Annotated in this window: 20 protein-coding genes, 4 tRNA genes and 1 pseudogene; 18 read left to right on the forward strand and 7 right to left on the reverse strand. The window is 64.4% G+C overall.

Features of this window, described 5'->3' with window-relative positions; translation table 11 throughout:
* The first annotated feature begins 154 nt into the window (after positions 1-154).
* Positions 155-1,678, forward strand: coding sequence for an alpha/beta hydrolase (locus AB0L58_RS01310; protein ID WP_364379073.1), 1,524 nt, complete (start codon positions 155-157; stop codon positions 1,676-1,678).
* 96 nt (positions 1,679-1,774) lie between these two features.
* Here the strand turns inward: AB0L58_RS01310 and AB0L58_RS01315 are convergent, their stop codons facing one another.
* Complete coding sequence (locus AB0L58_RS01315) at positions 1,775-1,984, reverse strand: hypothetical protein (RefSeq protein WP_364380231.1); 210 nt, start codon at positions 1,982-1,984, stop codon at positions 1,775-1,777.
* On the opposite strand from AB0L58_RS01315, the pseudogene AB0L58_RS01320 reads away from it, so the two are divergent.
* Both AB0L58_RS01320 and AB0L58_RS01325 read left to right on the forward strand, forming a co-directional pair.
* Positions 1,905-2,444, forward strand: a pseudogene (locus AB0L58_RS01320) (DUF2637 domain-containing protein); the annotation flags it as partial. The gene AB0L58_RS01315 and the pseudogene AB0L58_RS01320 sit on opposite strands and share 80 nt — an antisense overlap.
* 79 nt (positions 2,445-2,523) lie before the next feature.
* Complete coding sequence (locus AB0L58_RS01325) at positions 2,524-2,700, forward strand: hypothetical protein (protein ID WP_364380234.1); 177 nt, start codon at positions 2,524-2,526, stop codon at positions 2,698-2,700.
* Positions 2,701-2,961: 261 nt separating this feature from the next.
* On the opposite strand, the gene AB0L58_RS01330 is transcribed toward AB0L58_RS01325, so the two are convergent.
* The gene (locus AB0L58_RS01330) at positions 2,962-3,801 is read right to left on the reverse strand and encodes a hypothetical protein (RefSeq protein WP_364379076.1); all 840 of its coding nucleotides are present in this window, start codon (positions 3,799-3,801) and stop codon (positions 2,962-2,964) included.
* A gap of 473 nt (positions 3,802-4,274) precedes the next feature.
* Here AB0L58_RS01330 and AB0L58_RS01335 point away from each other — a divergent pair, with 473 nt between their 5' ends.
* Complete coding sequence (locus AB0L58_RS01335; protein ID WP_364379079.1) at positions 4,275-4,919, forward strand: hypothetical protein; 645 nt, start codon at positions 4,275-4,277, stop codon at positions 4,917-4,919.
* A 1,043-nt stretch (positions 4,920-5,962) separates the two neighbouring features.
* Here the strand turns inward: AB0L58_RS01335 and AB0L58_RS01340 are convergent.
* The 4 genes from AB0L58_RS01340 to AB0L58_RS01355 form a co-directional block, all read right to left on the reverse strand.
* Positions 5,963-7,186: a pentapeptide repeat-containing protein gene (locus AB0L58_RS01340; protein WP_364379082.1), complete on the reverse strand. Its 1,224-nt coding sequence runs from the start codon at positions 7,184-7,186 to the stop codon at positions 5,963-5,965.
* Positions 7,187-7,539: 353 nt separating this feature from the next.
* A tRNA-Val gene (locus AB0L58_RS01345) sits at positions 7,540-7,614 on the reverse strand.
* A 1-nt stretch (position 7,615) separates the two neighbouring features.
* A tRNA-Cys gene (locus AB0L58_RS01350) sits at positions 7,616-7,686 on the reverse strand.
* A 43-nt stretch (positions 7,687-7,729) separates the two neighbouring features.
* Positions 7,730-7,802 (reverse strand) — tRNA-Gly (locus AB0L58_RS01355).
* A 539-nt stretch (positions 7,803-8,341) separates the two neighbouring features.
* Between AB0L58_RS01355 and AB0L58_RS01360 the strand changes: the two genes are divergently transcribed.
* The 14 genes from AB0L58_RS01360 to AB0L58_RS01425 all read left to right on the forward strand — a co-directional run bounded on the left by AB0L58_RS01360 (position 8,342) and on the right by AB0L58_RS01425 (position 23,930).
* Positions 8,342-8,413 (forward strand) — tRNA-Val (locus tag AB0L58_RS01360).
* 354 nt (positions 8,414-8,767) lie between these two features.
* Positions 8,768-11,032, forward strand: coding sequence for a SulP family inorganic anion transporter (locus AB0L58_RS01365; RefSeq protein WP_364379085.1), 2,265 nt, complete (start codon positions 8,768-8,770; stop codon positions 11,030-11,032).
* Between the two features lie 280 nt (positions 11,033-11,312).
* The gene (locus AB0L58_RS01370) at positions 11,313-13,568 is read left to right on the forward strand and encodes a bifunctional SulP family inorganic anion transporter/carbonic anhydrase (protein WP_364379088.1); all 2,256 of its coding nucleotides are present in this window, start codon (positions 11,313-11,315) and stop codon (positions 13,566-13,568) included.
* 76 nt (positions 13,569-13,644) lie between these two features.
* A complete protein-coding gene (locus AB0L58_RS01375; protein ID WP_364379091.1) occupies positions 13,645-14,070 on the forward strand; it encodes a TIGR02611 family protein in 426 nt (141 codons plus the stop codon).
* Entirely contained in the window at positions 14,067-14,744 is a 678-nt protein-coding gene (locus tag AB0L58_RS01380; protein WP_364379094.1) for a (2Fe-2S)-binding protein, read from the forward strand. Before AB0L58_RS01375 ends, AB0L58_RS01380 begins: the two co-directional genes overlap by 4 nt.
* A 313-nt stretch (positions 14,745-15,057) precedes the next feature.
* Complete coding sequence (thrS, locus tag AB0L58_RS01385) at positions 15,058-17,109, forward strand: threonine--tRNA ligase (protein ID WP_364379097.1); 2,052 nt, start codon at positions 15,058-15,060, stop codon at positions 17,107-17,109.
* Between the two features lie 71 nt (positions 17,110-17,180).
* Positions 17,181-17,780 (forward strand): HIT domain-containing protein, encoded by a 600-nt coding sequence (locus AB0L58_RS01390; protein ID WP_364379100.1) that lies wholly within the window; start codon positions 17,181-17,183, stop codon positions 17,778-17,780.
* Position 17,781: 1 nt separating this feature from the next.
* On the forward strand, positions 17,782-18,465 hold the full coding sequence (gene pgsA / locus AB0L58_RS01395) for a phosphatidylinositol phosphate synthase (protein ID WP_364379104.1): 684 nt from the start codon (positions 17,782-17,784) through the stop codon (positions 18,463-18,465).
* Positions 18,462-19,460 (forward strand): phosphatidylinositol mannoside acyltransferase, encoded by a 999-nt coding sequence (locus AB0L58_RS01400; RefSeq protein WP_364379107.1) that lies wholly within the window; start codon positions 18,462-18,464, stop codon positions 19,458-19,460. Before pgsA ends, AB0L58_RS01400 begins: the two co-directional genes overlap by 4 nt.
* Entirely contained in the window at positions 19,457-20,581 is a 1,125-nt protein-coding gene (locus AB0L58_RS01405; RefSeq protein ID WP_364379110.1) for a glycosyltransferase family 4 protein, read from the forward strand. Before AB0L58_RS01400 ends, AB0L58_RS01405 begins: the two co-directional genes overlap by 4 nt.
* Before the next feature lie 67 nt (positions 20,582-20,648).
* Positions 20,649-21,689: an NUDIX domain-containing protein gene (locus AB0L58_RS01410; protein ID WP_364380155.1), complete on the forward strand. Its 1,041-nt coding sequence runs from the start codon at positions 20,649-20,651 to the stop codon at positions 21,687-21,689.
* A gap of 218 nt (positions 21,690-21,907) precedes the next feature.
* Positions 21,908-22,033: a hypothetical protein gene (locus AB0L58_RS01415; protein WP_364379113.1), complete on the forward strand. Its 126-nt coding sequence runs from the start codon at positions 21,908-21,910 to the stop codon at positions 22,031-22,033.
* A gap of 266 nt (positions 22,034-22,299) precedes the next feature.
* Positions 22,300-23,202: a pyridoxal 5'-phosphate synthase lyase subunit PdxS gene (gene pdxS / locus AB0L58_RS01420; protein WP_364379116.1), complete on the forward strand. Its 903-nt coding sequence runs from the start codon at positions 22,300-22,302 to the stop codon at positions 23,200-23,202.
* A 233-nt stretch (positions 23,203-23,435) separates the two neighbouring features.
* Positions 23,436-23,930 carry a hypothetical protein gene (locus AB0L58_RS01425; RefSeq protein WP_364379119.1) on the forward strand — a complete coding sequence of 165 codons (495 nt, stop codon included), beginning with the start codon at positions 23,436-23,438 and terminating at the stop codon, positions 23,928-23,930.
* Positions 23,931-24,210: 280 nt separating this feature from the next.
* On the opposite strand, the gene AB0L58_RS01430 is transcribed toward AB0L58_RS01425, so the two are convergent.
* Positions 24,211-24,837: a hypothetical protein gene (locus AB0L58_RS01430; protein ID WP_364379121.1), complete on the reverse strand. Its 627-nt coding sequence runs from the start codon at positions 24,835-24,837 to the stop codon at positions 24,211-24,213.
* Positions 24,838-24,866: the final 29 nt, after the last annotated feature.

The raw sequence follows: 24,866 nt of genomic DNA on the forward strand, positions 1-24,866 counted from the left end.
GTGACCGGGGCAAATATCGGTGACGCTCCGGAAAACCTCTGCATCGCCGAGCCGGTTTCAGCAAACGCCAGTATGGTGCAGGTTCGAGACCCCGGAAATGGCTGTGCGGCGGAATCAGGGATGCGTACACGGAGGTCACGGGCAAGGAGATGCGATGCCGATACTGTGGATTCGATGGCTCGTACTGGGGGTTATTTCGGCAGCCGCATTAGCCACATTGCCCGTGGGATCGGCAAGCGCCGATCCGGTCGATGACATCCCGGGTGGGCTGGAGTCCTTCTATCACCAGGAGTTGGACTGGAAGCCGTGTGACGATGCGGTGCTCGACGGTGCGGGCGCTCAGTGCGCGGGCGTTGTCGTTCCGCTCGACTACAACCGACCGGACGCACGAACGCTGACCGTAGCGATCTCGCGTATCCCGGCCACCGACCCGGCCCGCAGACGCGGGATCATGTTGTCCAACCCCGGTGGCCCCGGCGGTCCGGGCCTGAGCATGATGGCCGACCTGCAGGATCAACTCACACCGGATGTCCGTGCCCGCTACGACCTGATCGGCATGGACCCGCGTGGTATCGGCCGATCGGACCAGATGAACTGTGCGCTGCCGCTGCCTACCATGTTGTTCTCGGCCGGCTTCGACGCCTTCGGCTTCGCGCGCGACACCACCCTGGCCGCAGCGCTCGCGGCGTCCTGCGTCGCACCCGATCCAGAGAAGGCCCGCTACATCACCACCCGCAATACCGCCCGGGACATGGATATCATCCGCAGCGCATTCGGGGAACCCAAGATCAGCTATTACGGCGACTCCTACGGCACCTACCTGGGCGCGGTGTACACGCAGATGTTCCCTCAACACAGTGACCGGATCGTGCTGGACAGCGCCATGGACCCGGACCGCTATTGGATCGGCACGTACCAGGACATGGGCGCCGTCAACGAGGCCGGGCTCGACGACTGGGCGATCTGGGCGGCCCGCCACGACGACGACTATCACTTCGGTACCAGCGGACCGCAGGTCCGAGCCTTTGTCGAGGACATGATCCGACGTGCCGCTTCGCATCCGATCATCGGCAACGGCTATCTCTTCGATGAACACACCATCCCGGTGATGATGATGGCGCTGTTGTCGAATCCGCTGAAGAACGCCACCCTCGCCGATACCGTGCGGGTCGTATCCGACGCAGTGTCCGGCCTGCCCGTCGACATCGAGCCGTTGAAAGCGAAGATCAGCGGTCCTGTTCCGCTGGCCGCCTCGGGTATGGCCGCGGTCCTGTGTGGCGACAAGGCCGCACCCCGAGATCCGGCCTGGTATCGCCGCAATATCGAAAGTGTCCGGGCTAGTCAACCGGTGTTCGGCGCGTTCGCCAACAACATCACCGCCTGCGCGTTCTGGCCGGACCCGATCGAGCCGCCCACCTCCGTGCACAACCCGACACCGGCCCTGATCCTGCAGGCAACCCGCGACACCCGCACCGCCTACCAGAATGGCGTGGCACTGCACCGGGACCTGACAGAGTCACGAATGATCACACTGGCAGACACCCGCGTTCACGGCGTCCTCCACTCCGACCTGAGCCGCTGCGTGAACGACATCGTCAATACCTACCTCCGTGACGGCACCCTCCCCGGTACCGACCTCACCTGCCAACGCGACTCCGACCATCTCCCCGACCAATAGCCCGCGGCGCCCAGCGGCCCGATCCGCTAGACGGGCCGACCGGTGACACCGCGGACGAGCAGATCGTGGACGCGATCCAATCCCGTTGGACCGTGTTCACCGATCGGCCGGAGGCACTGGCATGAGCGGGCAGGCTCGGTCGGCGGGGATGCGGTGGGTTCGACGGTTCGCGGTGGTGAGCATCGTGACCATCGGATTTGCCACATTCACGCTGAGTTTCGCAGCCTTGCGTGAGTTGGCGGTAATGGCACACACACCGGAGAATCTGGCGTGGCTGTGGCCGGTGATCGTGGACGGCACGATCATTCAAGCCACGGTATCGGCGCTGGTGCTGGCATCGAACCCGCAACGGCGCTGGTTCGTGTGGGTGCTGGCCGCAACGGCGCTGGTGTCGATCACGGGCAACTCGGTGCACGCCGCGCTGGTGGGCAGCGAACTGCCGTGGTGGGCTGCGGCTCTGGTCGCGGCGGTGGCTCCGGTGTCACTGCTGGTGGACACGCACGGCATAGCTGTGCTGTTCCGTGCAGCGCAACAGGATTCGGAACCGGCACGGGCAGTAACTGTCCTTGCGCCGGAACGAATCGACGCTGCCGAGCCGGAAGCGTCAGAACCGGCTGCCATCGTCGTGAGTCCAACACGAAAGAGTTCGGCTCGGCGTGATCCGGCCGAGGTCGCTCGCGCAGTTGCGATGCGTGCCGAAGGCCGGTCATACGCCGAGATCGCTGAAGTGTTGGGTGTCTCGCCTCGAACAGCAGCGAAGTACGCATCTACGGCTCGGCACGACACACATGAAGTGGCGGTAGCGCCCATTCGTGGTGTACGGCCGTCAGTCGCAGGAGTAAACCATGGCCCGCAACAAGAAACCGGTGAGCCGCAAAGAGCTGATGATCGGTCGGGAAATCCAAGAGCAGTACGACCGGGGTGCGAAGTGGGACGTGATCGCCATCGACTACGACATATCGAAGTCGAAGGTGCAGCGGCTCGCGAAAGCCTATCGGGATGACTGCGACCGGAGAGCCTGACCTGACCCCTGTGGTCCGGTCCGAGACCGATCGACGGGGTCCCGTCAAGCCCACCAGCATCAGCTGACCCTGTTCGGCTGATCTTTCCGGACAGAACGAATACCAACTGAATAGAAACAAGCGGAGTCCGTGCCAGCTAGTACCTGGCACGGACTCCGTGTTTTTTCTACCAGACCGACCCTGTCCGCTGTCTGGAATGACTGCCACTCGGACAGATACCTCGCCTACGTCAGCCGTTGGGTCCGAGTGAACAACCTTGAGCTAGTTCGATTCGGATTCTCCCGAAGGCTCGATCTGGTTCGACAAGAAATGGCTTGTGACGTTGATGGGTTCTTCGTTCATACCGAGTACTCGAACGATGGTGATGCACTTGAGACGGTCACGGAGGTCCTTGTCTTCAACTTGGTCTATCAACTGAAGAGCCTGCTTGAGGGTATGGTCGGACTGCATGTTCTGATAGATCAAGTCGGCTTGCTTCGTCAGGTGGTTCCGCGCCCGGTTGGCGTGAATGGTGAAGGCACCGCCGCAGGTGGCGATAAGGACCCCGCCCAAACTGGTCACAATTGGCGTGTGGTTCCCGTCCTGCTTTCCTGCGTTCGTCAGTGCAAGTGCTGCGCCGATTAGCAGGATCACTGCGCCCGCGGACATGAAGATCATGCTGATTCGGAAGGTGTTTTCGGCTTGAGAGAGTGCCTGCCGGAGGAACTCGTAGAAGAATGTCTGGCGTCGTACTTCCAGTTCAGGCTGTGCTGATCCTCTGGACGGGTTGACGACGTTGATGTTGGCGTTGTCACCGGTGATGAGGACCTGTTGTTGCTGAACACGGATGGTGTTGTACCTAACACGCCGCCACGCCCGTTCCCACGACCGCACGTCGTCGACCCCGATTGCGCGCAGCACCGCAAGGTAGGACCTCTTGCTACGCGGGATGTAGGCGCCGATCAGGATGCTTTCCACCATGAAAGCTGACAGCTGTGCCCGCAGTGCGACCTCCGACACACTCAGCCCTCTCCTGCGGCACTCGAGTCGTAGCGCGATGGCGAGATCACCAGCAGTGGCCACATTCGCAAGCCGTGGGCTGACCTGCCTTTCATCCAGCACGGAAGACCTCCGAACCATCACAGGTGCAGAGGAGTGAAGCGCAGTGTGCACGCACACTTGCACTTGCAGAAGAACTTTCGAATAGACATGTTCGATTGATTGAACTAGCAGCAACCGATATCGTCGACAATGACAGCTCCGGATAGTAGCGGTAATCGGACGCGTCACGGCAGCTGTCGAGAACCCGTGATCCGCCCCTGCTGGCACGGGGGCGGATCACGCATCGGTTACCACTCTTGTTGAAGTTGGGTCGTCGACTCCCACCTGCAACGCTGCCTGAAACTGTAGCGGGCCTCTCGTCTAGAACAATCGGACAAATTTGCTGACCGCGTAGTGCTACGTGCTAGCTAACCCGCAGGTTGAAGCCTTAAGCTGGTGTTAATTCGGGCTCACCAAGAGCAAAAACCCAAAGTTTGCTGTAAGGAAGATCACAGCAAACTTATGATGTAAATCACAAATTGATACGGAAGGGCATGTTCGTCAAATCGACACGCTGGGTAAATCGGAACTTTCTGGCGGTAAAGGATTCCTTGACAAGGTTAGCTGCGTCAAGGAATCCTTTATATATGACGAACAGGCAGCCCAAGGGGCCGGACCCGCTCCTGCAGACCCCTGATGCTCAAGCGATTGCTAAAGCAGCAACCGTTCTCGGTTTAGCAATGATTGATAAATGCGACGAGCTTGCCAAGAAACTGCTTGGTCAGTTTACAAATGATCCCGATTTGTCTACTGATGGCGCGGGAAGTGTCGAACGGTTCGATGGTCTGCATCTCGAGCTGACCAAGCTGCGAATCAGGTGCGCGGCCAACATGGATCTAGGCGGCGCGGTTGCGGCGGCGCGATTCGCGGGCGCGACATGGGAGCAGGTGGGAGCGGCATGTGGTACGTCGAAGCAAGCCGCATATGAGCGCTGGCGCAAGGTGGTCAAAGAGTTCGAAGATGCGCGACGTCGAGCTGAGCATCGACCGGTCGATGCACTCGATCTCTACGATCCAGCGGGTGAGCGCTCAGTCAGCGCACTTCTGGATGTACTCGAGATACTGCGTCCCGGCTACGCGGTGCGCCCGCCACGCTGCCCTAATGCCGGACACGACGGTGAAATACCTGGCCGTCCCTGAACTCGTCCGAACATGTTTACGCGACACCAACCGTTCGATCATAGAAGCGGGGTGGGGGCGCGCGGCGCTGCGGGCAGGCCCCGCCTGCCCGGCATCAACTGCCCTCGGTCGCGAGGGGCGGGCGCCGGTACCATCGCGCGCCCCCACCTTGCCGTGGACGCGACGGGCACCCTAGCAACGGCGTAGCACTGGCGTCTGCCTCGTCCCAATTGGATCGAATCCGCCAGCGGCGCAGATCAATTCGGACGCAGATAGTCGGCATTCGATCGGCATCAGATGACACAGTTGTGGCAATCGCTCGGCAGAGATCTGGACGCAGCTGCAACAGTTGCGCGAAACGCGTGTAGATCGGTGTCCGAGTTGTGCAGCCGATTTTTCCACCGTCCCGCCCCTGGCCAGCGGCTCGAGAGTTGAAGCTCCGCCACCCACCGAGATCACCAAATACACGCTTCGCTGCATATTTGGTGATCTCGGTGGGTGGCGGAGTTGGGAGAAGTCAGGGGCGGGGCGGTGGAAAGGGTTGGTAGGTAAAGGTTCTGTTGGGTAGGGGGAGTGGTTGGGTTGGGTGCGGATCGTTGCGGTTGAGTGCTGGGCACGAGGCTGCCCACGGCGTCGCTGTCGCCCGCGACATCAAGGACACCAGCCGTCAGGGCCGCTGGCACAACGAACGGTTCCGTATGATCGGCGAAGAGTTGGGGCTCACGCTCACGAAGCACCCGAAAATCGGATGGTCCCTAACCACCGTGCCGGGTCCCACGGAGGAGATGTACCGGGACGAACTGGCGTTGGCGCTGGTCGCCTACCGTCGCCGTGAGCCTGATCGACGGGGCGGACGCAAGTCCAACAACAACGGGTTGTCGGCCGAATGCGAATGCGGCCGGAAGATTCGGGTATCGCTGAGCGTATACGCGGTCGGCGCAATCCGATGTGAGGTCTGTGACGGCCTGTTTGAGGCCATAGAGTCCTAGGTCCCGGTAGATATCGCGCGCGAACAACGAAATGCTGGACATAGATTTTCACGCCGACTGGTTGCGGCGATTAGGTTATGGTGCCGGGACAGGGGGCCACGGTGTAGGCGCGACGTTGGTGGGTTTGGTGCTGGGATCGTTATCCCAGTCGAATTCAGGTGGCGGCGGCCCCCACTGGCGAGGGTGGTCGAAAGACACGGCGCGAGAACCGAAGTCCGCCTTGCGGAACGAGGAAACCGCGCCGGAGAACGTCGCCTCGTCGAACCAGGCGACGCGGGAGAACGTCGCCCCCTCAAACCTGGCTTCGCCAGAGAACGTCGCCTTGTTGAACTTGGCCTTGCTGGAGAACGTCGTCTCGTCGAACTTGGCCTTGCCGGAGAACGTCGCCTCGTCGAACCTGGCGCTGCTGGGGAACGTTACCCCGTTGAACCTGGCGTCACCGGAGAACTTTGCCTCGTCGAACCTGGCGACGCCGGAGAACTTCGCCTCGAACCAGGCGTCATCGGAGAACTTCGCCTTGTCGAACCTGGCGTCACCGGAGAACGTCGCCCCGATGAACCCGACGACGCCGGAGAACTTCGTCCCGACGAACTTGGCGTCACCGGAGAACTTCGCGTTGTTGAACATGGTCTTGTCAGAGAAGGTCGCCCCGACGAAGTCGATGTCACCAGAGAACGTCGCGTCGCTGAAGTCTGCGTCCTCGAGGTGGGCTGTGGTGAAGTTGAAGTTGCAGTTCGACCAGCTGTGTGTGTGGTCGCGAAGGTGGTCGGCAATGACGCGGACGATGGTTTGGCGGACGACTTTGTCGTTCTGCAGGTATTGGAAGTGGTCCTCGATCGCGATGTCGGTGGTCGAGGTGTCCTTGCGGTCTCGGCCGGTTTGGTGGTTGGCGCCGGTGTCAGGGGAGTAGGGCAGACGCAGGTAGCCGCACAGCACGTCGATGCACTGCTGGCGGCGGGGTCCGGTGGATTCGTCGGTGACGATGGCCATGGCGTAGACGCCGGCTATACGGACCGCGGTGTAGGGGGAGCCCAGCTGGGCGGCCGCGGCACCAAACCGTTCGATAAATCGGTTTTGTTCGAGATCGCGTTGGCGGCGATAGGCGACGACCAAGGCGACTGCGCCGCCGACACCACCGGCGACGACGAGCGCGAGCTTGGTTATGTCGAGTGGGGCGGCGGGTTCGTCCTTGATGCCCAGCGTCAGTGCCGCGATCCATCCGGTGATTCCGGCGATGGCCATGCCTCCGGCTACGGCCAATGTCACGGCTGCCAGCAATGGTGTCCGGCCCACGAACACCCGGACACGATGCGGCAACGTCTGTACAAATCGCCAGATGTGACGTGGCAGCGCCCGAACTCGACGAACGATCTCCACAAGCGGTCATTCTGCGGTACGGCCACTGCGACCGCACCGAAAGCGGAAAATATGCACGTGACCTGCGAAAAGCAGCTTTCCACGCAGGTCGACTCGAACCCGAACGCGGACGTGACCGCGTTTCGATGCTGGGCTGTTCATGACACCAACGATCCGCCGCAACGGCTATCCGCTGACACCAATCTCACGAGATCGAACACATAGCCCGTCAGTTCACAGATAGTTCACGACACAAGAAAGCCCCGGTGAAAACCGGGGCTGACCTGAGGTTACGGTGGTGCGCGATACTGGGATTGAACCAGTGACCTCTTCCGTGTCAGGGAAGCGCTCTCCCGCTGAGCTAATCGCGCGAGGTGGAGACGGGAATCGAACCCGTGTGCACGGCTTTGCAGGCCGTTGCCTCACCACTCGGCCACTCCACCGTGCGAAGGGGGAAGGCTTAGTATTGCCTGGCCCTACTCCTCGAGCGGATGACGGGATTCGAACCCGCGACCCTCACCTTGGCAAGGTGATGCGCTACCAGCTGCGCTACATCCGCATTTGCATCTCCGGGGGGCTTGTGGCCCTCCGTGGTGCGAGACAGAACATTAGCCGACGTTCGGCGCAACCTACAAATCCGCTGGTAGAACGGCCTGAAGTTGAATTACGCGGGTGTTGTTCGCGAGGTGGGGTCGGCGCATCTGGGGGCAAAGTTGCCCGGATCGACTGGAGCCCACCTTCGCTTGCGTCGCATCCGAATTCGCCATCGGGCGGGGAACGTCGGTACCTGGTTTCCCGGGCGGTGGTAACCAACGGCGCCGCCGCGCGGGATCGAAGTCGAAACCGCGAGCAGATGGCATGACCCGGCGAGTCCATGCCGCTTCGGAAGGGCGATCCACGGCTATGCCTCCGATGTGCACGGCCGCTCCGGGACCTGCTGCACCGCTTCGCGATTCACGAGCCCGCGCGAACGACGGTTACGAAGCCGGGCGGCCGAGCACCACTGCCGGGGTGGCGATTTGGTGGGACGCCGGTGGTGCGTGCTAAGGTTCCATCTCGTTCGAACGGCTGCTCCGCCGCCGCTCGAATGCCGAGTTCGGTCCCATAGCTCAGTGGGAGAGCGTCCGCCTCACACGCGGAAGGTCGCTGGTTCGAAACCAGCTGGGACCACCCATTCGAACCAGGTCGGTGCACTGCAAGCGCCCGGCCTTCTTTTTCCGGCGCGGAGTTCGCCGAATCTACGATCACCCCTCCTCGGGCCCGGCTTTGTCATGCTGTGACTTAGATCACATTTTGATAGCGGTTGGCCACATTCGCAACATTAACCTTTCCATGCGCTTTGCTAACTCTTTACTATTGCGGCTGGCCTCCGCATCATGGGGTCAGGCTCCACGAAGCCGCTTCACGCAGAGCACATGTAGCACCGCGTTCTCGACAAAGCTTCGCCCGCCGCTCGCTTTCGATGCCAGTACTTGTTCGACCGATGAACCGATCGGCTCCACGCCGTTTCGGCGAAGGAGAATAATGTCCAACGACACCGATCCCGCACCACGGACGTCGCCGATTCGCGCAAGTCTTCCAGCAAGTCTCGCCGCCGTCGGCCGCCACGACCTACCCGCCTCCGTCGTGGTTTTCCTTGTCGCACTACCACTTTCGCTCGGCATCGCCGTCGCCTCCGGTGCCCCGGTCGCCGCTGGTCTCATCGCCGCCGTCGTCGGTGGTGTCGTTGCCGGCCTACTAGGTGGCTCGGCCGTGCAGGTCAGCGGGCCGACGGCCAGTCTCACCGTGGTCGTCGCCGAGAGCGTGCACCAATTCGGTTGGGCCGCTACCTGTTTCATCACCATCGGGGCGGGCCTATTGCAGATTCTGTTCGGGCTCAGTCGCGTTGCGCGCGGCGCGCTCGCCATCGCCCCCGTGGTTGTCCATGCGATGCTCGCCGGTATCGGCGTCATCATCGCGCTGCAACAGGTCCATATTCTGCTCGGCGGCAACTCGCTGAGTTCGTCGTTCGCCAGCCTCACGCAGTTGCCGCATCAGTTGATGTCGGTGCATCGTGGCGATCTGTTCGTCGGTCTGGTGGTGATCGTCATCCTGATCGGCTGGAAGTTTGTGCCGCACTCGATCCGCGTCGTGCCAGGGCCGCTGGTCGCGGTGGTGGTCGCCACGATCCTGTCGCTCGTACTGCCGACCCACGTCGAGCGGGTCGTGCTGAACGGGTCGCTGCTCGATTCCATCGGTTTGCCCGCGATCCCGTCCGGCAGTTGGTTCGCCGTCGCGACGGTCATGGTGACGATCGCCTTGATCGCCAGCATCGAGAGCCTGTTGTCGGCCGTCGCGGTGGACAAGTCGCGGCCCGACCATCGAACCAATTTCGATCGTGAGCTGATCGGACAGGGCTCGGCGAATGTGGTGTCGGGTCTGCTCGGTGGTTTGCCGATCGCGGCCGTCATTGTCCGCAGCATCACCAACGCGCACGCGGGGGCGCGCACCAGGGCCGCGACGGTGCTGCACGGCGTGTGGATCCTGCTTTTCGCGGTCGCGCTGGCCGGGCTGGTGCAGCAGATTCCCAAGGCGGCGCTCGCGGGACTGCTCATCCTCATCGGCGTACAACTGGTGAAGCTGGCCCATATCCGGTTGGCCCGGCGCACCGGCGACCTGTTCGTCTATGTGGTCACGGTGCTGGGTGTGGTGTTCCTGAACCTGTTGCAAGGCATGGTGATCGGGCTCGGACTCGCCTTCGGCCTGCTGCTGTGGCGGGTGGTTCGGGTGGCGATCCACGCCGAACCGGTACCCGGGGCGCACCGCTGGCTGGTCACCATCGACGGCACCTGCACCTTCCTCGCGCTGCCCAAGCTGACCGCAGAACTGGCGAAGGTCCCCGCCGACGTGGATGTGACCATCGAGATGACCGTCGACTTCCTCGACCACGCCTCCTGTGAGCTGATCACCGACTGGGCCGGTCTGCGTGAGGCCGCCGGTGGCACAGTCGATTTCGTCGAGATCGGCAGCGCGCGGATGGCGACCGCGGTGGCGGGACCACCGGAGCGTGGGCGCTCGCGTCAGGTCATCGATGAGGTCATCGGACCGTGGCGGCGGACGGGTAATCGGGCGGATCCGATCGCGGCGGGTATCGCCGCCTACCACCGCGGCCACGCCCATCTGATGCGTCCGCATCTGCATGGATTGCGCGACCGGCCCGACGCCGACACGTTCTTCCTGACCTGCGCCGATGCTCGCATCGTGCCGAATGTCATCACCAATAGCGGGCCGGGGGATCTGTTCACCGTGCGCAACGTGGGCAATCTGGTTCCGGTCGGCGGTAGCGATGTCTCGGTGGAGGCCGCGCTGATCTACGCGCTGGAGAAGCTGGATGTGCGGGCGGTGGTGGTCTGCGGGCACTCCGGCTGCGGGGCGATGGAGGCACTGCATCGGCAGGTGCGCACGGGGCCGGGGCTCGGCGACTGGCTCGCCTACGCGCGGCCCAGCCTGGACCGATTCCGGCTCGGACATCCGGTCGCCGATGCCGCGGCATTCGCCGGATTCGGCCCGGTCGACCAGCTCGGCATGGTGAATGTGGCATTGCAACTGGAACGGCTGCATGCCCATCCTGTGGTCCGGCGCGGAATAGCGGAGCGAGGTGTGGCGGTGTCCGGATTGTTCTTCGATCTCGCCACCGCCAGGGTCATCGAGGTGACCATGGACGGCATCGCCGAGTTCGACGACGAGCTGACGGTCGAAGTATTCGACGAGTTGGCCGATGTGCGAGGGGTGGCCGCCGAACCCGTCTAGTCGTGGGCTGTCGGGCCGAATCATTCGGCCCGACAGGCGAACTCGGCACGGATGTGTCACATTTCACACCGATTCGGAGGTCCGGATTCGATCACTTTGCGGCAACTTCTCAGGCTTTGCTAAGCCTTTACTAATAGCCTTAACACGATTTACCTCTCGACCCGTCGTCGTGTCGGGAACTGCTTCACCGCGAGATGCCGGTTCGCGGTCTATGCCCTGCTGGACATTTTGATCGTCAACCGACCTCGGCGTTCGCGCCGAGTCGGCGAAGGAGAAGTCAATGGCTATTGACAGCGCTGTAGCCGCACCCCCGTTATCGCCCACTGAACAGGGCAAGGGCCATCGCAGTTCCGAACCTCTGTCCGAGCGTCTGACATCGATCCTGCGCCACGACCTGCCGTCCTCTGTCGTGGTCTTCCTCGTCGCGTTGCCGCTGTCCCTCGGCATCGCGGTCGCCTCCGGCGCGCCCGTCGCCGCCGGACTCATCGCCGCCGTCATCGGCGGCATCGTCGCGGGCACGCTCGGCGGTTCGGTGCTACAGGTCAGCGGGCCAGCGGCGGGCCTGACCGTTGTTGTCGCCGAATCCATCAATCAATTCGGTTGGCGAACGACCACGTTCATTGTCGTCGCGGCCGGTGTGCTGCAAATTCTGTTCGGGCTCAGTCGGATCGCGCGGGCCGCGTTGGCCGTCGCGCCGGTGGTGGTGCACGCAATGCTCGCCGGTATCGGCATAACCATTGCGCTGCAACAGATTCACGTCCTACTAGGCGGGTCATCGCACAGTTCCGCATGGAACAACATCACCCAGTTGCCATCGCAACTGTTGTCGCTGCACGGCGATGACGCGATCATCGGCGTGATTGTCATCGCGATCATGCTCGGCTGGCGCCGGGTGCCCGCCAAGGTGCAGGTCGTGCCGGGACCGCTGGTCGCCGTCTTGGTTGGCACCGTGTTGTCGCTGGTGCTGCCGTTCGAGGCCGAGCGAATCGTGCTGAACGGCTCGCTGTTCGACGCGATCGGACTGCCACAGATCCCGAGTGGCAACTGGTCCGCCGTGGCGCTGATGATTCTGACCATCGCGCTCATCGCCAGCGTCGAGAGCCTGCTGTCGGCGGTGGCCGTGGACAAGATGCACACCGGTAAGCGCACCAATTTCGACCGCGAGTTGATCGGTCAGGGTTCGGCCAATGTGCTCTCCGGACTACTGGGCGGTCTGCCGGTCACCGGTGTGATCGTGCGCAGTGCCACCAATGTGCAGGCGGGTGCGCGCAGCCGCGCGTCGGCGATTCTGCACGGCGGCTGGATTCTGGTGTTCTCGGTCGCGCTGGCCGGGGTGGTGCAACAGATTCCGAAGTCCGCGCTGGCGGGTCTGCTGATCGTCATCGGTATCCAGCTGGTCAAGCTGGCGCACATCAAGCTGGCCAGGCGCACCGGTGATCTGATCATCTACGCCGTTACCATGGTCGGCGTGGTCTTCCTGAACTTGCTGGAAGGCGTAATCATCGGTCTGGCACTGGCTTTCGGGCTGCTGTTGTGGCGTGTCGTGCGAGTTGCCGTGGCGGCCAAGCCGATTCTCGGTTCGCCGCGTTGGTTGCTGACCATCGACGGTTCCTGCACCTTCCTGGCGCTGCCGAAGCTGTCCGCGGAATTCGCGAAAGTGCCTGCGGGCGTGGACGTTACAGTCGAGATGACCGTCGACTTCCTCGATCACGCCGCCTTCGAGGCTATCGAGGACTGGGTGCGGCAGCAGGAAAGTGGCGGCGGCACCGTAGATTTCGTGGAAATCGGCAGTGCGCGGATGGCACACGCTACCTCCGGTCCGCCCGCCCGCGGATTCGGGCGCGCGGTGCTCGACGAAATTCTGGGTCCATGGCGCGGCGACGACGAGACTGCCGACCGGGTGACCTCGGGTGTGGCCGCCTACCACCGCAGCCACGCCCATGTCGTGCGGCCGCATCTGGACGAACTGCGGGACCGTCAGGATCCCGACACCTTCTTCCTGACCTGCGCGGACTCCCGAGTGGTTCCGAACGTCATCACCAACAGCGGTCCCGGCGACATGTTCACGGTGCGCAATGTGGGCAATCTGGTGCCCGACAGTGGTGACGCGTCGGTGGAGGCCGCGCTGGTCTTCGCGCTCAACGAGTTGAATGTGCGGTCCATCGTGGTGTGCGGGCATTCGTCCTGCGGTGCGATGAAGGCGCTGCATTCCGGCACCGATGGTGGGCCCGGAATCGGGCCGTGGCTCGCGCATGCGCATCCGAGCCTGGAACGGTTCCGGCTCGGTCACCCGGTGGCGCAGGCGGCCGCGGCCGCCGGATTCGGTGAGGTCGACCAGCTGAGCATGGTCAATGTGGCCGTGCAGTTGGAAACGCTGCACCGGCATCCCGCGGTGCGGGCGGCGATGGTCGAGCGCGGGGTCACGGTATCGGGGCTGTTCTTCGATATCGCCAGCGCGCGCGTGATCGAGGTGACCGTGGACGGGCTCGCCCATATCGACGACACCGGTGCGCGCATTACGCCGGAACTCGTCTGAGCCGAATGATTGCCGGACCCGCCCGACTCGCTCGGGCGGGTCCGGGCCAGTCGTTCGCGCTCGTACGCTGGTGGAGATGAGTGTCGAGTTGGAGTCCGAACCGAGGCGCGCGGGTTGGCGCGCCTTCCGTACCCGACTGGCCACGCGACCTACGCTCAACCTCGCATACCGGATCGGGGTCGCGGTGGTCGGCATCGCGGTGCTGGTCATGGGAATCCTGGCGATTCCCTATCCCGGACCCGGCTGGGCGATCGTATTCGCCGGACTTGGCATTCTCGCCACCGAATTCGCCTGGGCGCGCCGGGCACTGGGCTGGCTGCGTGACAGGTACCGGCAGGGTATGGCGTGGTACACCGCACGGGGTCCGGCCATGCGGGTGTTCGCGGCGGCGGCTACCTTCGCGCTGGTCGTCGCGACACTGTGGGTTTTGGGAACATTCGGGTTGGTCGGCGGCTGGATCGGAGTCGAATGGCAGTGGTTACACAGTCCCCTCAATTGGTGAACACCGTCCCCGGCCGCACCCTGACCGAGCCGGACTGGCTGTCGGCGCGCATCGCGGAAATGGGCCGTTCCTGGGGCACCACCGAACCGCGCGTCTCCGGCACGCTCTGGTGGTGCATGGTGGCATCCGCACTGGTCGAACAGCTGGCGTGCGCCTATGCCAACGAGGATCCCGCGCCGGAACCGTACCTGGACCGCCTCGATTGCGAGGTTCGTCCGGACGGCGGCATAGAACGAGTCCACATCCATCCCGCCGCAGTTGCGGTACAGCGGGGTCCCGAGGTCGCACCGGGCGACAACGACACCTCTGAGTCCGACGCCGCGCTCGGTCGTGCCTGCGCGCGCGCCTTGCGGGAGACCTTGGCCGCGGTGATCGGCCCGGTCGCGGCGGTCTCCGGCGCGGGAGTGCCGTCGCTGTGGGCGATTGCCGCCGATGCCATCGGGAACCGGGCCCTCGATGCGGGGAATCCCGAGGCCGGGGTCCGGCTTGCCAGCGAGGTCGGGGGGAAGCTGCCGGTACCGCGGTTCGTGGCCGTCGAGGGGCGATCCTTTGTCCGCCGGATTTCGTGCTGCCTGGTCTTCGAGGTGCCGGGCTGCGAAATGTGCACCAGTTGCCCGAAGCGGCCCGCCGCCGAACGCGCCACCCTGCTGGCCCAGCTCGCCACCGAAAGCTGATCGGCCGCAAGGCTATTCGGCGGCCACACCGGGTATTCCGCAGTTCGCGCCGGGGTTGAGCGTGCACTTTCGCGTACGTGTGCCGAAATGCGGTCGCGTGACCGAACCGATTGCCGGATGTCACGTTCGGGTCTCGCCCATTCGACACCGGCCGACCCGCGACGCGGCGATCCGAGTCCATCGACGCGGGGCCGCCAGGGTGCCGATAGCATGGTCGCGCCGGAGCAAATACGCCTCCGACGATGACCTGTGGGCAACCGCCCGCATCAGCGCGGGAACACGCCCGCCAGCGAACGCCAAGGAGTCTCTCGCCGTGACCACCTCAGCACCTATCAGCCCTGTCGCCCTCGTCCGGGTGCCGGCCGGGACGACGGCGGGTGCCGCGGTGCGCGAGGCCGGGCTGGCGACGAAGGGGCCGGACACCGTCGTCGTGGTGCGCGATGCGGAAGGGCTCAAGGATCTGTCCTGGACTCCGGACACCGATGTCGAGGTCGAGCCGGTCGCCGCCAATACCGAGGACGGTCGCAGTGTGATCCGTCATTCGGCCGCGCATGTGCTGGCCCAGGCGGTGCAGCAGGAGTTCCCGGAGGCCAAGCTCGGCATCGGCCCGCCCATCAAGGACGGCTTCTACTACGACTTCCAGGTCGACCGGCCGTTCACCCCCGAGGATCTGGCCAGGCTGGAATCCCGGATGAAGAAGATCGTCAAAGGCGCGCAGCGGTTTTCGCGCCGGGTGGTCGAGGTCGAGGACGCGCGCGTCGAGCTGGCCAAGGAGCCGTTCAAACTCGAGCTGATCAGCGATAAGTCCGGTATCGACGATCCCGAGGTCATGGAGGTCGGCGGTAAAGAGCTGACCATCTACGACAACCTGGACCCGCGTACCGGTGCAAAGGTCTGGGGCGATCTGTGCCGTGGCCCGCACATCCCGACCACCAAGTTCATCCCCGCCTTCAAGCTGACCCGCAGCTCGGCCGCCTACTGGCGCGGCGACCAGAACCGCGAGGATCTGCAGCGCATCTACGGCACCGCCTGGGAGTCGCAGGAGGCGCTCGATGAGCATCTGCACCTGCTCGAGGAGGCCGAGCGTCGCGACCACCGCAAACTCGGCCTGGAACTGGATCTGTTCAGCTTCCCGGACGAACTCGGTTCCGGTCTGCCGGTGTTCCATCCCAAGGGCGGCATCATCCGCAAGGAACTCGAAGAGTACTCGCGTCGTCGGCACGTCGCCGCGGGCTATGAGTTCGTCAATACGCCGCACATCACCAAGGGGCATCTGTTCGAGGTCTCCGGTCACCTGGACTGGTACCGGGACGGCATGTTCCCGGCCATGCACCTGGACGCCGAACTGAATGAGGACGGCACCGTCCGCAAGCCCGGCCAGGACTACTACGTCAAGCCGATGAACTGCCCGATGCACAATCTGATCTTCCGCTCGCGCGGTCGGTCTTATCGGGAGCTGCCGCTGCGGATGTTCGAATTCGGCTCGGTCTACCGGTACGAGAAGTCCGGTGTCGTGCACGGTCTGACCCGGGTGCGCGGTATGACCCAGGACGATGCGCACATCTACTGCACCAAGGAGCAGATGCACGCCGAGCTGACCAGCACGCTGCAATTCGTGCTCGGCCTGCTCGCCGACTACGGCCTCGACGACTTCTACCTCGAGCTGTCCACCAAGGATCCGAAGAAGTTCGTCGGCTCCGAGGAGATGTGGGAGGAGGCCACCGAGACCCTGCGCAAGGTGGCCACCGACTCCGGACTGGAACTGGTCCCGGATCCGGGTGGCGCCGCCTTCTACGGCCCGAAGATCTCCGTGCAGGCCAAGGATGCGCTCGGTCGCACCTGGCAGATGTCGACCATCCAGCTCGATTTCAACCTGCCCGAGCGCTTCGACCTGGAATACACCGCCTCCGACGGCACCAAGCAGCGGCCGGTAATGATCCACCGCGCCCTGTTCGGTTCCATCGAACGCTTTTTCGGCGTGCTCACCGAGCATTACGCGGGCGCCTTCCCGGCCTGGCTCTCCCCGGTCCAGGTCGTCGGCATCCCGGTCGCGGAAACTTTTGCGCCGCATCTGGATTCGGTTATCGAACAGCTTCAGGACGCGGGCATTCGCGCGCAGGTCGATCGTAGCGACGACCGGATGCAGAAGAAGATCTTCAACAACACCGCGCAGAAGATCCCGTTCATGCTGCTGGCCGGCGAGCGCGATGTGAACGCGGGTGCGGTCAGCTTCCGCTTCCGCGACGGCACCCAGGTCAACGGCGTGCCGGTGGCCGCCGCGGTGGCCACGATCGTCGCATGGATCGCGGACCGGAAGAACGCCTCGCCGACCGCCGAGGGTTTTGTGGTGAAGGGCACGGAATGAGTGGTCAGGGCCCGGAGGAGGAAGTTTGCGTAACCACGGAGGGTCCCAGCTCATACCGGATCGGACAGAGCATGACTGAGCGCACGGTGCCGGACGGGCTCGCGGAATCGAACGGGGGCTCGAACGAGCAGGGGAGCATCGTGGATACCGGAGCCGGTGAGCCGGATCGATTGCAGCGGTTGTGGACTCCGTACCGGATGTCCTATATCGCCGAGGCCGCGACCGTCAATCCGAAAGACACGACCGGCCATCCATTTACCGATATTCCGAAGATGTCGGATGAGGACGGTCTGGTCATCGCCCGAGGCGAGCACGTGTACGCGGTACTGAATCTGTATCCGTACAACCCAGGGCACATGATGGTGGTGCCCTACCGCAAGGTGGCCAACCTCGAGGATCTGACGCTGGAGGAAAGCGCCGAGCTGATGGCCTTCACCCAGCAGGCGATCCGGGTGATGAAGCGGGTCTCGCGCCCGCACGGATTCAATGTCGGTTTGAATCTCGGTGGCGTGGCCGGTGGTTCACTCGCCGACCATCTGCATCAGCACATCGTGCCGCGCTGGGGCGGGGACGCCAACTTCATCACCATTGTGGGCGGAGTGAAGGTCATGCCGCAGTTGCTGCGGGAAACTCGGGCGCTGCTTTCGGCCGCGTGGAAGGAAGTCGAGTAGCGTGCTCAGCTTCTTCGGCCGCGAGACGTTCTCCAAAGCGACTGCGCCGCTGGGCAGAGCGCTTGTCAGTACCGGACTCACCCCCGACGCGATGACCCTGATCGGCACCGTCGCCTCGATCACAGCCGCGGTCACGCTGTTCCCGACCGGACATCTGTTCTGGGGAACCATGGTGATCTGGCTGTTCGTCATGTTCGACATGCTCGACGGCGCCATGGCCAGAGCGCGCGGTGGCGGCACAAGATATGGTGCGGTACTGGATGCCACCTGTGACCGCGTCGCCGACGGCGCCATTTTCGCCGGGTTGGCCTGGTGGGCGGTTTATCACGAGAACAGTAAGCCGCTGTTCTTCGCGACGCTGGTGGTGTTGGTTACCTCCCAGGTGATTTCGTATGCGAAGGCGCGTGCCGAGGCGAGTGGCCTATCCGCCGACGGTGGACTCATCGAGCGGCCGGATCGGCTGATCATTGTGTTGGTCGGCGCCGGATTCACCGGTATCGGCGGGTATTGGGGGATCGAATGGCTGACCTGGGCCGTGCACGTGGCGATGTGGATTCTGGCGGTGTTGAGCATTATCACGGTGTTCCAGCGAGTATTGGCGGTCCGGAATTCGCCGAGCGCGCGGGACATCATTCCGCCCGCGCCGCCGCAGAATCCGGCAGACGCGACGGAGTCGCCCTCGTGAGTTCCGAGTCCGAAGGCGTCGGCGCGCGGATCAAGTCCGGACTGACGGATTGGGCCTATGCGGTGGGTTGGCGGGTGGTGCGCGCGCTGCCCGAATCGACGGCACGGCGCGCGTTCGATTGGGGCGGTAACCGGGTCGCGGACAAGGCGAATCGCGCTTTTCGTGCCGGTGGTGAGCCGAATCAGTTGCGGCGCAATCTCGCTCGCGTACTCGCTGTGACACCCGCCGAGGTGCCCGACGAGCTGATCCGCGCGAGTATGCGGTCCTATGCTCGCTACTGGCGCGAAGCGTTCCGGCTGCCGACGATGGATCACTCGGCACTGACCGCTTCGGCCGTCGATGGCGTGGAGAATCTGGATGCCGCACTGGCGCGCGGGCGCGGTGTGGTGCTGGCGCTGCCGCACTCCGGGAATTGGGATGCGGCCGGGGTCTGGTTGGTCAACCACAGCGGCACCCTCGCGACCGTTGCCGAACGGCTGAAGCCGGAGTCGCTGTTCGAGCGCTTCGTCGCCTACCGAGAGAGCCTGAATTTCGAGGTGTTCCCGCTGACCGGCGGTGAGCAGCCGCCGTTCACCGCGCTGGCCGCCCGCCTGCGCGCGAACAATGTCGTATGCCTGATGGGTGAGCGGGACCTGACCGGCAAGGGTGTCCCGGTGACCATGTACGGCGAGCGCACCTGGTTGCCCGCGGGTGCGGCGAAGCTGGCCATCGAGACCGGCGCCGCGCTGATCCCGGTGCACGTCTGGTTCACCGTCGATGCCGAAGGTCGCGAAGGCTGGGGGATGAAGACCGAAGCGCCGCTGGATGTTTCGGGCGGTGTCGCGGCAACCACCCAGGCACTGGCCGACCGGTTCGCGGCCAATATCGCCGAGCATCCGGCCGATTGGCATATGTTGCAGCCACAATGGGAGCAGGACCTTTCGGCGCCGCGGCGAGCCAGGATCGCCGCGGCGCAGGCCGGGATGAAAAGCGCCAACGGGGAGAAGACACCATGAAAATCGGCATGGTCTGCCCCTATTCGTTCGATGTCCCCGGTGGTGTGCAGGCCCACGTCGTGGAATTGGCGCGGGTATTCATCGAGCGCGGCCACAAGGTGAGCGTGCTCGCGCCCGCATCGGAGGACACGCCGCTACCCGACTTCGTGGTGTCGGCCGGTCGCGCGGTGGCGATTCCGTACAACGGTTCGGTGGCCCGGTTGTCCTTCGGCCCCATGGCCTACACCAGGATTCGGCGCTGGATCGACGGCAACGACTTCGATGTGCTGCACATCCACGAACCCAACGCGCCGAGCCTGTCCATGCTCGCGCTGAAGATCGCCGAGGGGCCGATCGTGGCCACCTTCCACACCTCGACCACGAAATCATTGGTGCTGAGCACCTTTCAGGGGGTGCTGCGGCCATATCACGAGAAGATCAGCGGCCGGATCGCGGTCTCCGAGCTGGCACGGCGCTGGCAGGTGGAGGCGCTCGGCTCGGATGCGGTGGAGATCCCCAACGGTGTCGATGTGGCCGCGTTCGCGCGTGCCCCGATGCTGCCCGGCTATCCGCGCGCGGGTGGGACGGTGCTGTTCCTCGGCCGCTACGACGAACCGCGCAAGGGGATGGAGGTCCTGCTCGGCGCGCTGCCCGAATTGGTACGCCGACATCCGGATGTCGAGATCCTCATTGTCGGGCGCGGTGACGAGGACCGACTGCGCCGCGAGGCCGGGCCGCTGGCGCGGCACCTGCATTTCCTCGGCCAGGTGTCGGACGAGGAGAAGGCCTCGGCGATGCGCAGCGCGGACGTGTACGTCGCACCGAATCTCGGTGGTGAGAGCTTCGGCATCATTCTGATCGAGGCGATGGCGGCCGGAACCGCTGTGGTGGCAAGCGAATTGGACGCCTTTCGTCGGGTGCTGCGCGACGGTACGGCGGGAATGCTGGTCCCGGTGGGGGATTCGGCTCGACTCGCCGCCGCGCTGGACACCCTGCTCACCGATGATGTGCGCCGCGAAGCCCAGATCCACACCGCCGACCGGGTGGTCGGCGAGTACGACTGGCCGGTGGTCGCCGAACAGATCCTGCGGGTCTACGAAACCGTTACGGTGGGGGATACGCGCGTGCGGGCCGCCGGATGATCGAGTGGTGGGCGCTGCGTGGATCGCGTCACGATATCGGCGATAGCACGGTGAGGGCTGCTTGATGATTACCTTCTCCGCCACAACGGTTCTCGTACTCGCGCTCATCGCGGCGGTGGTCGTCGCCATCGGTCTGTGGGCGGCCTCGACGGCGAACCGGCTCGACCGGCTGCATGTGCGGTCGGATCAGTCCTGGCAGGCCCTCGACGGTGCACTGGCGCGGCGGGCGGTGGTGGCCAGGTCGATTGCCGTGGCCATCGCGGGTCCGACCGATTCCGCGCTGGTCGAGCAGGCGAGACGGTTGACCGCACTCGCCGATCGGGCTGAGCGGGCGGGCCGCGCCGACCGCGAAACCATCGAAAATCAGCTTTCCGCAGCGCTTTCCGCGGTCGATATCGCCCAATTGCGTCCACAGCAGGTCGCCGAGCTCGCCGATGCCGAGGCCCGGGTGCTGATCGCGCGCCGCTTCCACAACGACGCGGTGCGCGACACCCTCGCCTTGCGCACCCGCCGCCCTGTCCGCATTCTGCACCTGGGTGGTACCGCACCACTGCCGACGTATTTCGAGATCAGCGAACGTGCCACCCCGGCCGCTTCGACCGGCCTGGCCGTCGATACCGTCCGCACGTCGGCGCGTGTGGTGCTGCTCGACGAACAGGATCGCGTGCTGCTCATGCGTGGCAACGACCCGAAGACGCCCGAGGTCTCCTTCTGGTTCACCATCGGCGGTGGCGTGGAACCGGGGGAGACCCTGCGCAGTGCCGCGGTGCGGGAGCTGTGGGAGGAGACGGGATACACCGCGGATCCAACCGCCCTGCGCGGTCCGATCTGGCGGCGGGTCGCGGTATTCCCGTTCGACGGTGAACTCATCCGCGCCGAGGAACTGTTCTTCGCTCTGCGCGTCCCGGCCTTCGACCCCAACCCGGGCAATCTGACCGCGGTCGAGCGACGCAGCATCACCGACAACAAATGGTGCACCGGCTCCGATATCGTCGCGCTCGACCACACCGGCGAGACCGTTTACCCCTATCACCTGGACCAGTTGCTCCCCGAAGCCGCGTCGGCCGCATCGGGCGATTCCGATCCCGCGGTGCGGTCCATTCGGTGAGCGGAATTGCCGGGAACGCCCGCTCTGTCCTCGACTACCCGGGTTCCCGCGCAATCGGTGCTCTGGCCGATCACCCTCGATCGGCATGTGGGGCTGGATCTTTCGACTGTGATGTGTTTCACGATCGTGATAGCGTCGCGACTGGATCGGTGCCGCCTGGGTAGTGCTGCTGGGGGGAGCGCTACTGGGAGTTCTGGTGGTACTTCCACTGCAGTGAGATGGTCCGTTGGCGTGTGGAAGGTAAGCAGTACATGTCCTACCTGTTGTTCGATTTCCTGTTGCCGTTGCTGGGTCCGGGCGCCGCCGAGTACTGGGCACAGCTACTGGTGATCGGCCCTCTCTAGAACGAAACCCGGTGTTCGCCGGGGCGGCGAAGCAATTCGTCGACCCGGCGAAGACCGTTCCCGTGCTGGATCCGGGTTCGCGCCGCAGATGTCGGCTCCCGAGCACCGCCCGACCGGTCCAGTCGCCACCGACCACGCGTGGACCCGCTGGTCGGGGCAAGGCCAGTGGTGTCCAACTGGCTATCAAGTGGCCTGATCGGCTTGCCTAGAATCGGTGACGTTACTTCCAAGCGACCCGATTGGCGCACATGACTCAGGAGTTTGCCGTGACCACGCCCGAGACCACCAACACCATCGGCACCGCCCGCGTGAAGCGCGGGATGGCCGAGATGCTCAAGGGCGGGGTGATCATGGATGTCGTCACCCCCGAGCAGGCCAAGATCGCCGAGGACGCCGGCGCGGTCGCGGTGATGGCACTGGAGCGTGTTCCGGCCGATATCCGCGCCCAGGGCGGCGTCTCCCGGATGAGCGACCCGGACATGATCGACGGCATCATTTCGGCCGTCTCGATTCCGGTCATGGCCAAGGCGCGTATCGGCCACTTCGTCGAGGCGCAGATCCTGCAGAGCCTCGGTGTCGACTACATCGACGAATCCGAGGTGCTGACCCCCGCCGACTATGCCAACCACATCGACAAGTGGAACTTCACCGTGCCGTTTGTCTGTGGCGCGACCAATCTCGGTGAGGCGCTGCGCCGGATCACCGAGGGGGCGGCGATGATCCGCTCCAAGGGCGAGGCGGGCACCGGTGACGTCTCCAATGCCACCACCCACATGCGCAAGATCCGCGCCGAGATCCGCAAGCTGTCCGCACTGCCCGAGGACGAGTTGTTCGTCGCGGCCAAGGAACTGCAGGCACCGTACGAACTGGTGCGTGAGATCGCGCAGACCGGCAAGCTTCCGGTCGTACTGTTCACCGCGGGCGGTATCGCCACCCCCGCCGACGCCGCGATGATGATGCAACTCGGCGCCGAGGGGGTCTTCGTCGGCTCGGGCATCTTCAAGTCCGGCAACCCGGCCGAGCGCGCCGCCGCCATCGTCAAGGCGACCACCTTCTACGACGACCCGGATGTGCTCGCCAAGGTTTCGCGCGGTCTGGGCGAGGCCATGGTCGGCATCAATGTCGAGGAGCTGCCGGTTGATCACCGGCTGGCCGAGCGTGGTTGGTGATTCGGCGCCAGGCTGAACTGATTCGACGCCCGCGGCAAGGGGATCCTGCCGCGGGCGCTGCTCGTACTGGGTGATCGTGTGTGGGAGAAGCTGTCGCTGCCCTCATCGTTGTCTTATGCCCGCCACAGAGTTGATGGCTAGCTTCGGAATTCGGTGCACATCGGCGGCCGTGCGGGCAGTTGGCACGGCACCGTCGGGGTCACGGACCTGTCCGAATGGCAAAGGATGATCAGTTGAAGCTTCGTAAGACCGGACGTATCGCGATCGCGGGTCTGGCTGCCGTGGCCGCGCTGGGCCTCTCGGCGTGTGGCAGCGATGACTCGAAGACCGCGACCACGCCCACCAAGACCTCGACCAGCGTCACGAAGTCGAATGCGAACCTCCCGCCGACCCCGAGCGTTGCCGACCTCAACGCCCAGTTGCTCCGCGCGCTGGACCCGTCGGTGCCGAATTCGGAGAAGGTGGATCTGGTGCAGGGTGCCCAGGCGGATCCGGAACTGCCGAACCGCTTGGCGCAGGCCTTCCAGCAGGCGGGCGCCAAGGCCGAGGTCACCGAGGTGAACGCCTACGGTGACGCACTCAATGCCAAGGCGAAGTTCACCGTCAACGGCCAGGAGAACATTGTCGATGTGCCCTTCGTCGCCGAGGACGGCAAGTGGAAGGTCGAAAAGAGTTGGGCCTGCACCATGTTGACCAACCTCGGTCAGCAGTCGACGGCCTGCGGCTGATCTCTGATTCCGGCCGCAGTGGGTTCGGCCGGGGGAGTGATGATTCGAGGCGGCGAGCATTTGCTCGCCGCCTCGCTGCGTTTCTCAACGCGAATATCCCCACCTTTTCCGAGAGATTCGCGTCCGTCGCGGGCTGCTCCCGACGAGTTATGGGATTCCGCAATTGGCATGTTGATACTAAGATATGCGCATTCGACTATATGACCTGCCCGAGTCCGGAGACGTCTCCCACGCAACAGAATTGCCAGGAGGGGCGGCCAGTGGTCTCGGCTGGATACACCTACCGACGAGCGGTGTCGTCTATGCGGACTGCCGGCCGATCGGAATGGTCCCAGCGGATGAAAAAGGTTGGGGTACTGGCGCTGTCGCGGTCGTGGCCGACGAGGGCGGGGATGGTCCATCGATCGTCCGGTGGGGTGCGGCGGTGGAGCGCGGGTTCGGACATGTCGAGGTGAACGGTCAGGTCGAAGTCGAGACCGCGACCCAAAAGCATCGGACCCGCGACGAGCAAGACGGTCCCGGGGGCGGCGGTGCGGATAGCGGAGCGGGCCGAGCGGTCACGGTGCTCGTCCCAGAGCGCCGGGAGCCAGCGGGCGTCGTGGCGCAGCGCCCGGATGACTTCGCGGTCGAGTGCGGCGTAGTCGAACCAGGCGGTGCGATAAGACATTTCGTCAGTGCGGCCGAATTCCATGCGCAGCGAGGCGGGGCGGATGTAGTCGTGCAGCGAGATGACCGCGGCGGCGCGGCCGGTGTCACGCAATGCGATGGCGATGCGCTCCGCGAGCGCCGCGGGTTCGGCCGCGTCGGCTCCGTCGATGGCGATCAGCATCCGCTCGCCCTGCTCGAGGATGCGGCTGCTGACGAGTTCGACGAGGCCGTCCCGGGTGATCGGATCGAAATGCGGCACCGATCCATTCCATCAAACGATGGTGTCGA

Source organism: Nocardia sp. NPDC052112, from assembly GCF_040680135.1.
Classification (GTDB): Bacteria; Actinomycetota; Actinomycetes; order Mycobacteriales; family Mycobacteriaceae; genus Nocardia.

Bases quoted from the DNA above. Each gene is read 5' to 3' on its own strand.
- AB0L58_RS01310 (WP_364379073.1), top strand. From the start codon at position 155: ATGCCGATACTGTGGATTCGATGGCTCGTACTGGGGGTTATTTCGGCA.
- AB0L58_RS01315 (WP_364380231.1), bottom strand. From the start codon at position 1,984: ATGATCGTGCCGTCCACGATCACCGGCCACAGCCACGCCAGATTCTCC.
- AB0L58_RS01325 (WP_364380234.1), top strand. From the start codon at position 2,524: ATGGCCCGCAACAAGAAACCGGTGAGCCGCAAAGAGCTGATGATCGGT.
- AB0L58_RS01335 (WP_364379079.1), top strand. From the start codon at position 4,275: ATGTTCGTCAAATCGACACGCTGGGTAAATCGGAACTTTCTGGCGGTA.
- AB0L58_RS01365 (WP_364379085.1), top strand. From the start codon at position 8,768: ATGTCCAACGACACCGATCCCGCACCACGGACGTCGCCGATTCGCGCA.
- AB0L58_RS01370 (WP_364379088.1), top strand. From the start codon at position 11,313: ATGGCTATTGACAGCGCTGTAGCCGCACCCCCGTTATCGCCCACTGAA.
- AB0L58_RS01375 (WP_364379091.1), top strand. From the start codon at position 13,645: ATGAGTGTCGAGTTGGAGTCCGAACCGAGGCGCGCGGGTTGGCGCGCC.
- AB0L58_RS01390 (WP_364379100.1), top strand. From the start codon at position 17,181: ATGACTGAGCGCACGGTGCCGGACGGGCTCGCGGAATCGAACGGGGGC.
- AB0L58_RS01405 (WP_364379110.1), top strand. From the start codon at position 19,457: ATGAAAATCGGCATGGTCTGCCCCTATTCGTTCGATGTCCCCGGTGGT.
- AB0L58_RS01415 (WP_364379113.1), top strand. From the start codon at position 21,908: ATGGTCCGTTGGCGTGTGGAAGGTAAGCAGTACATGTCCTACCTGTTG.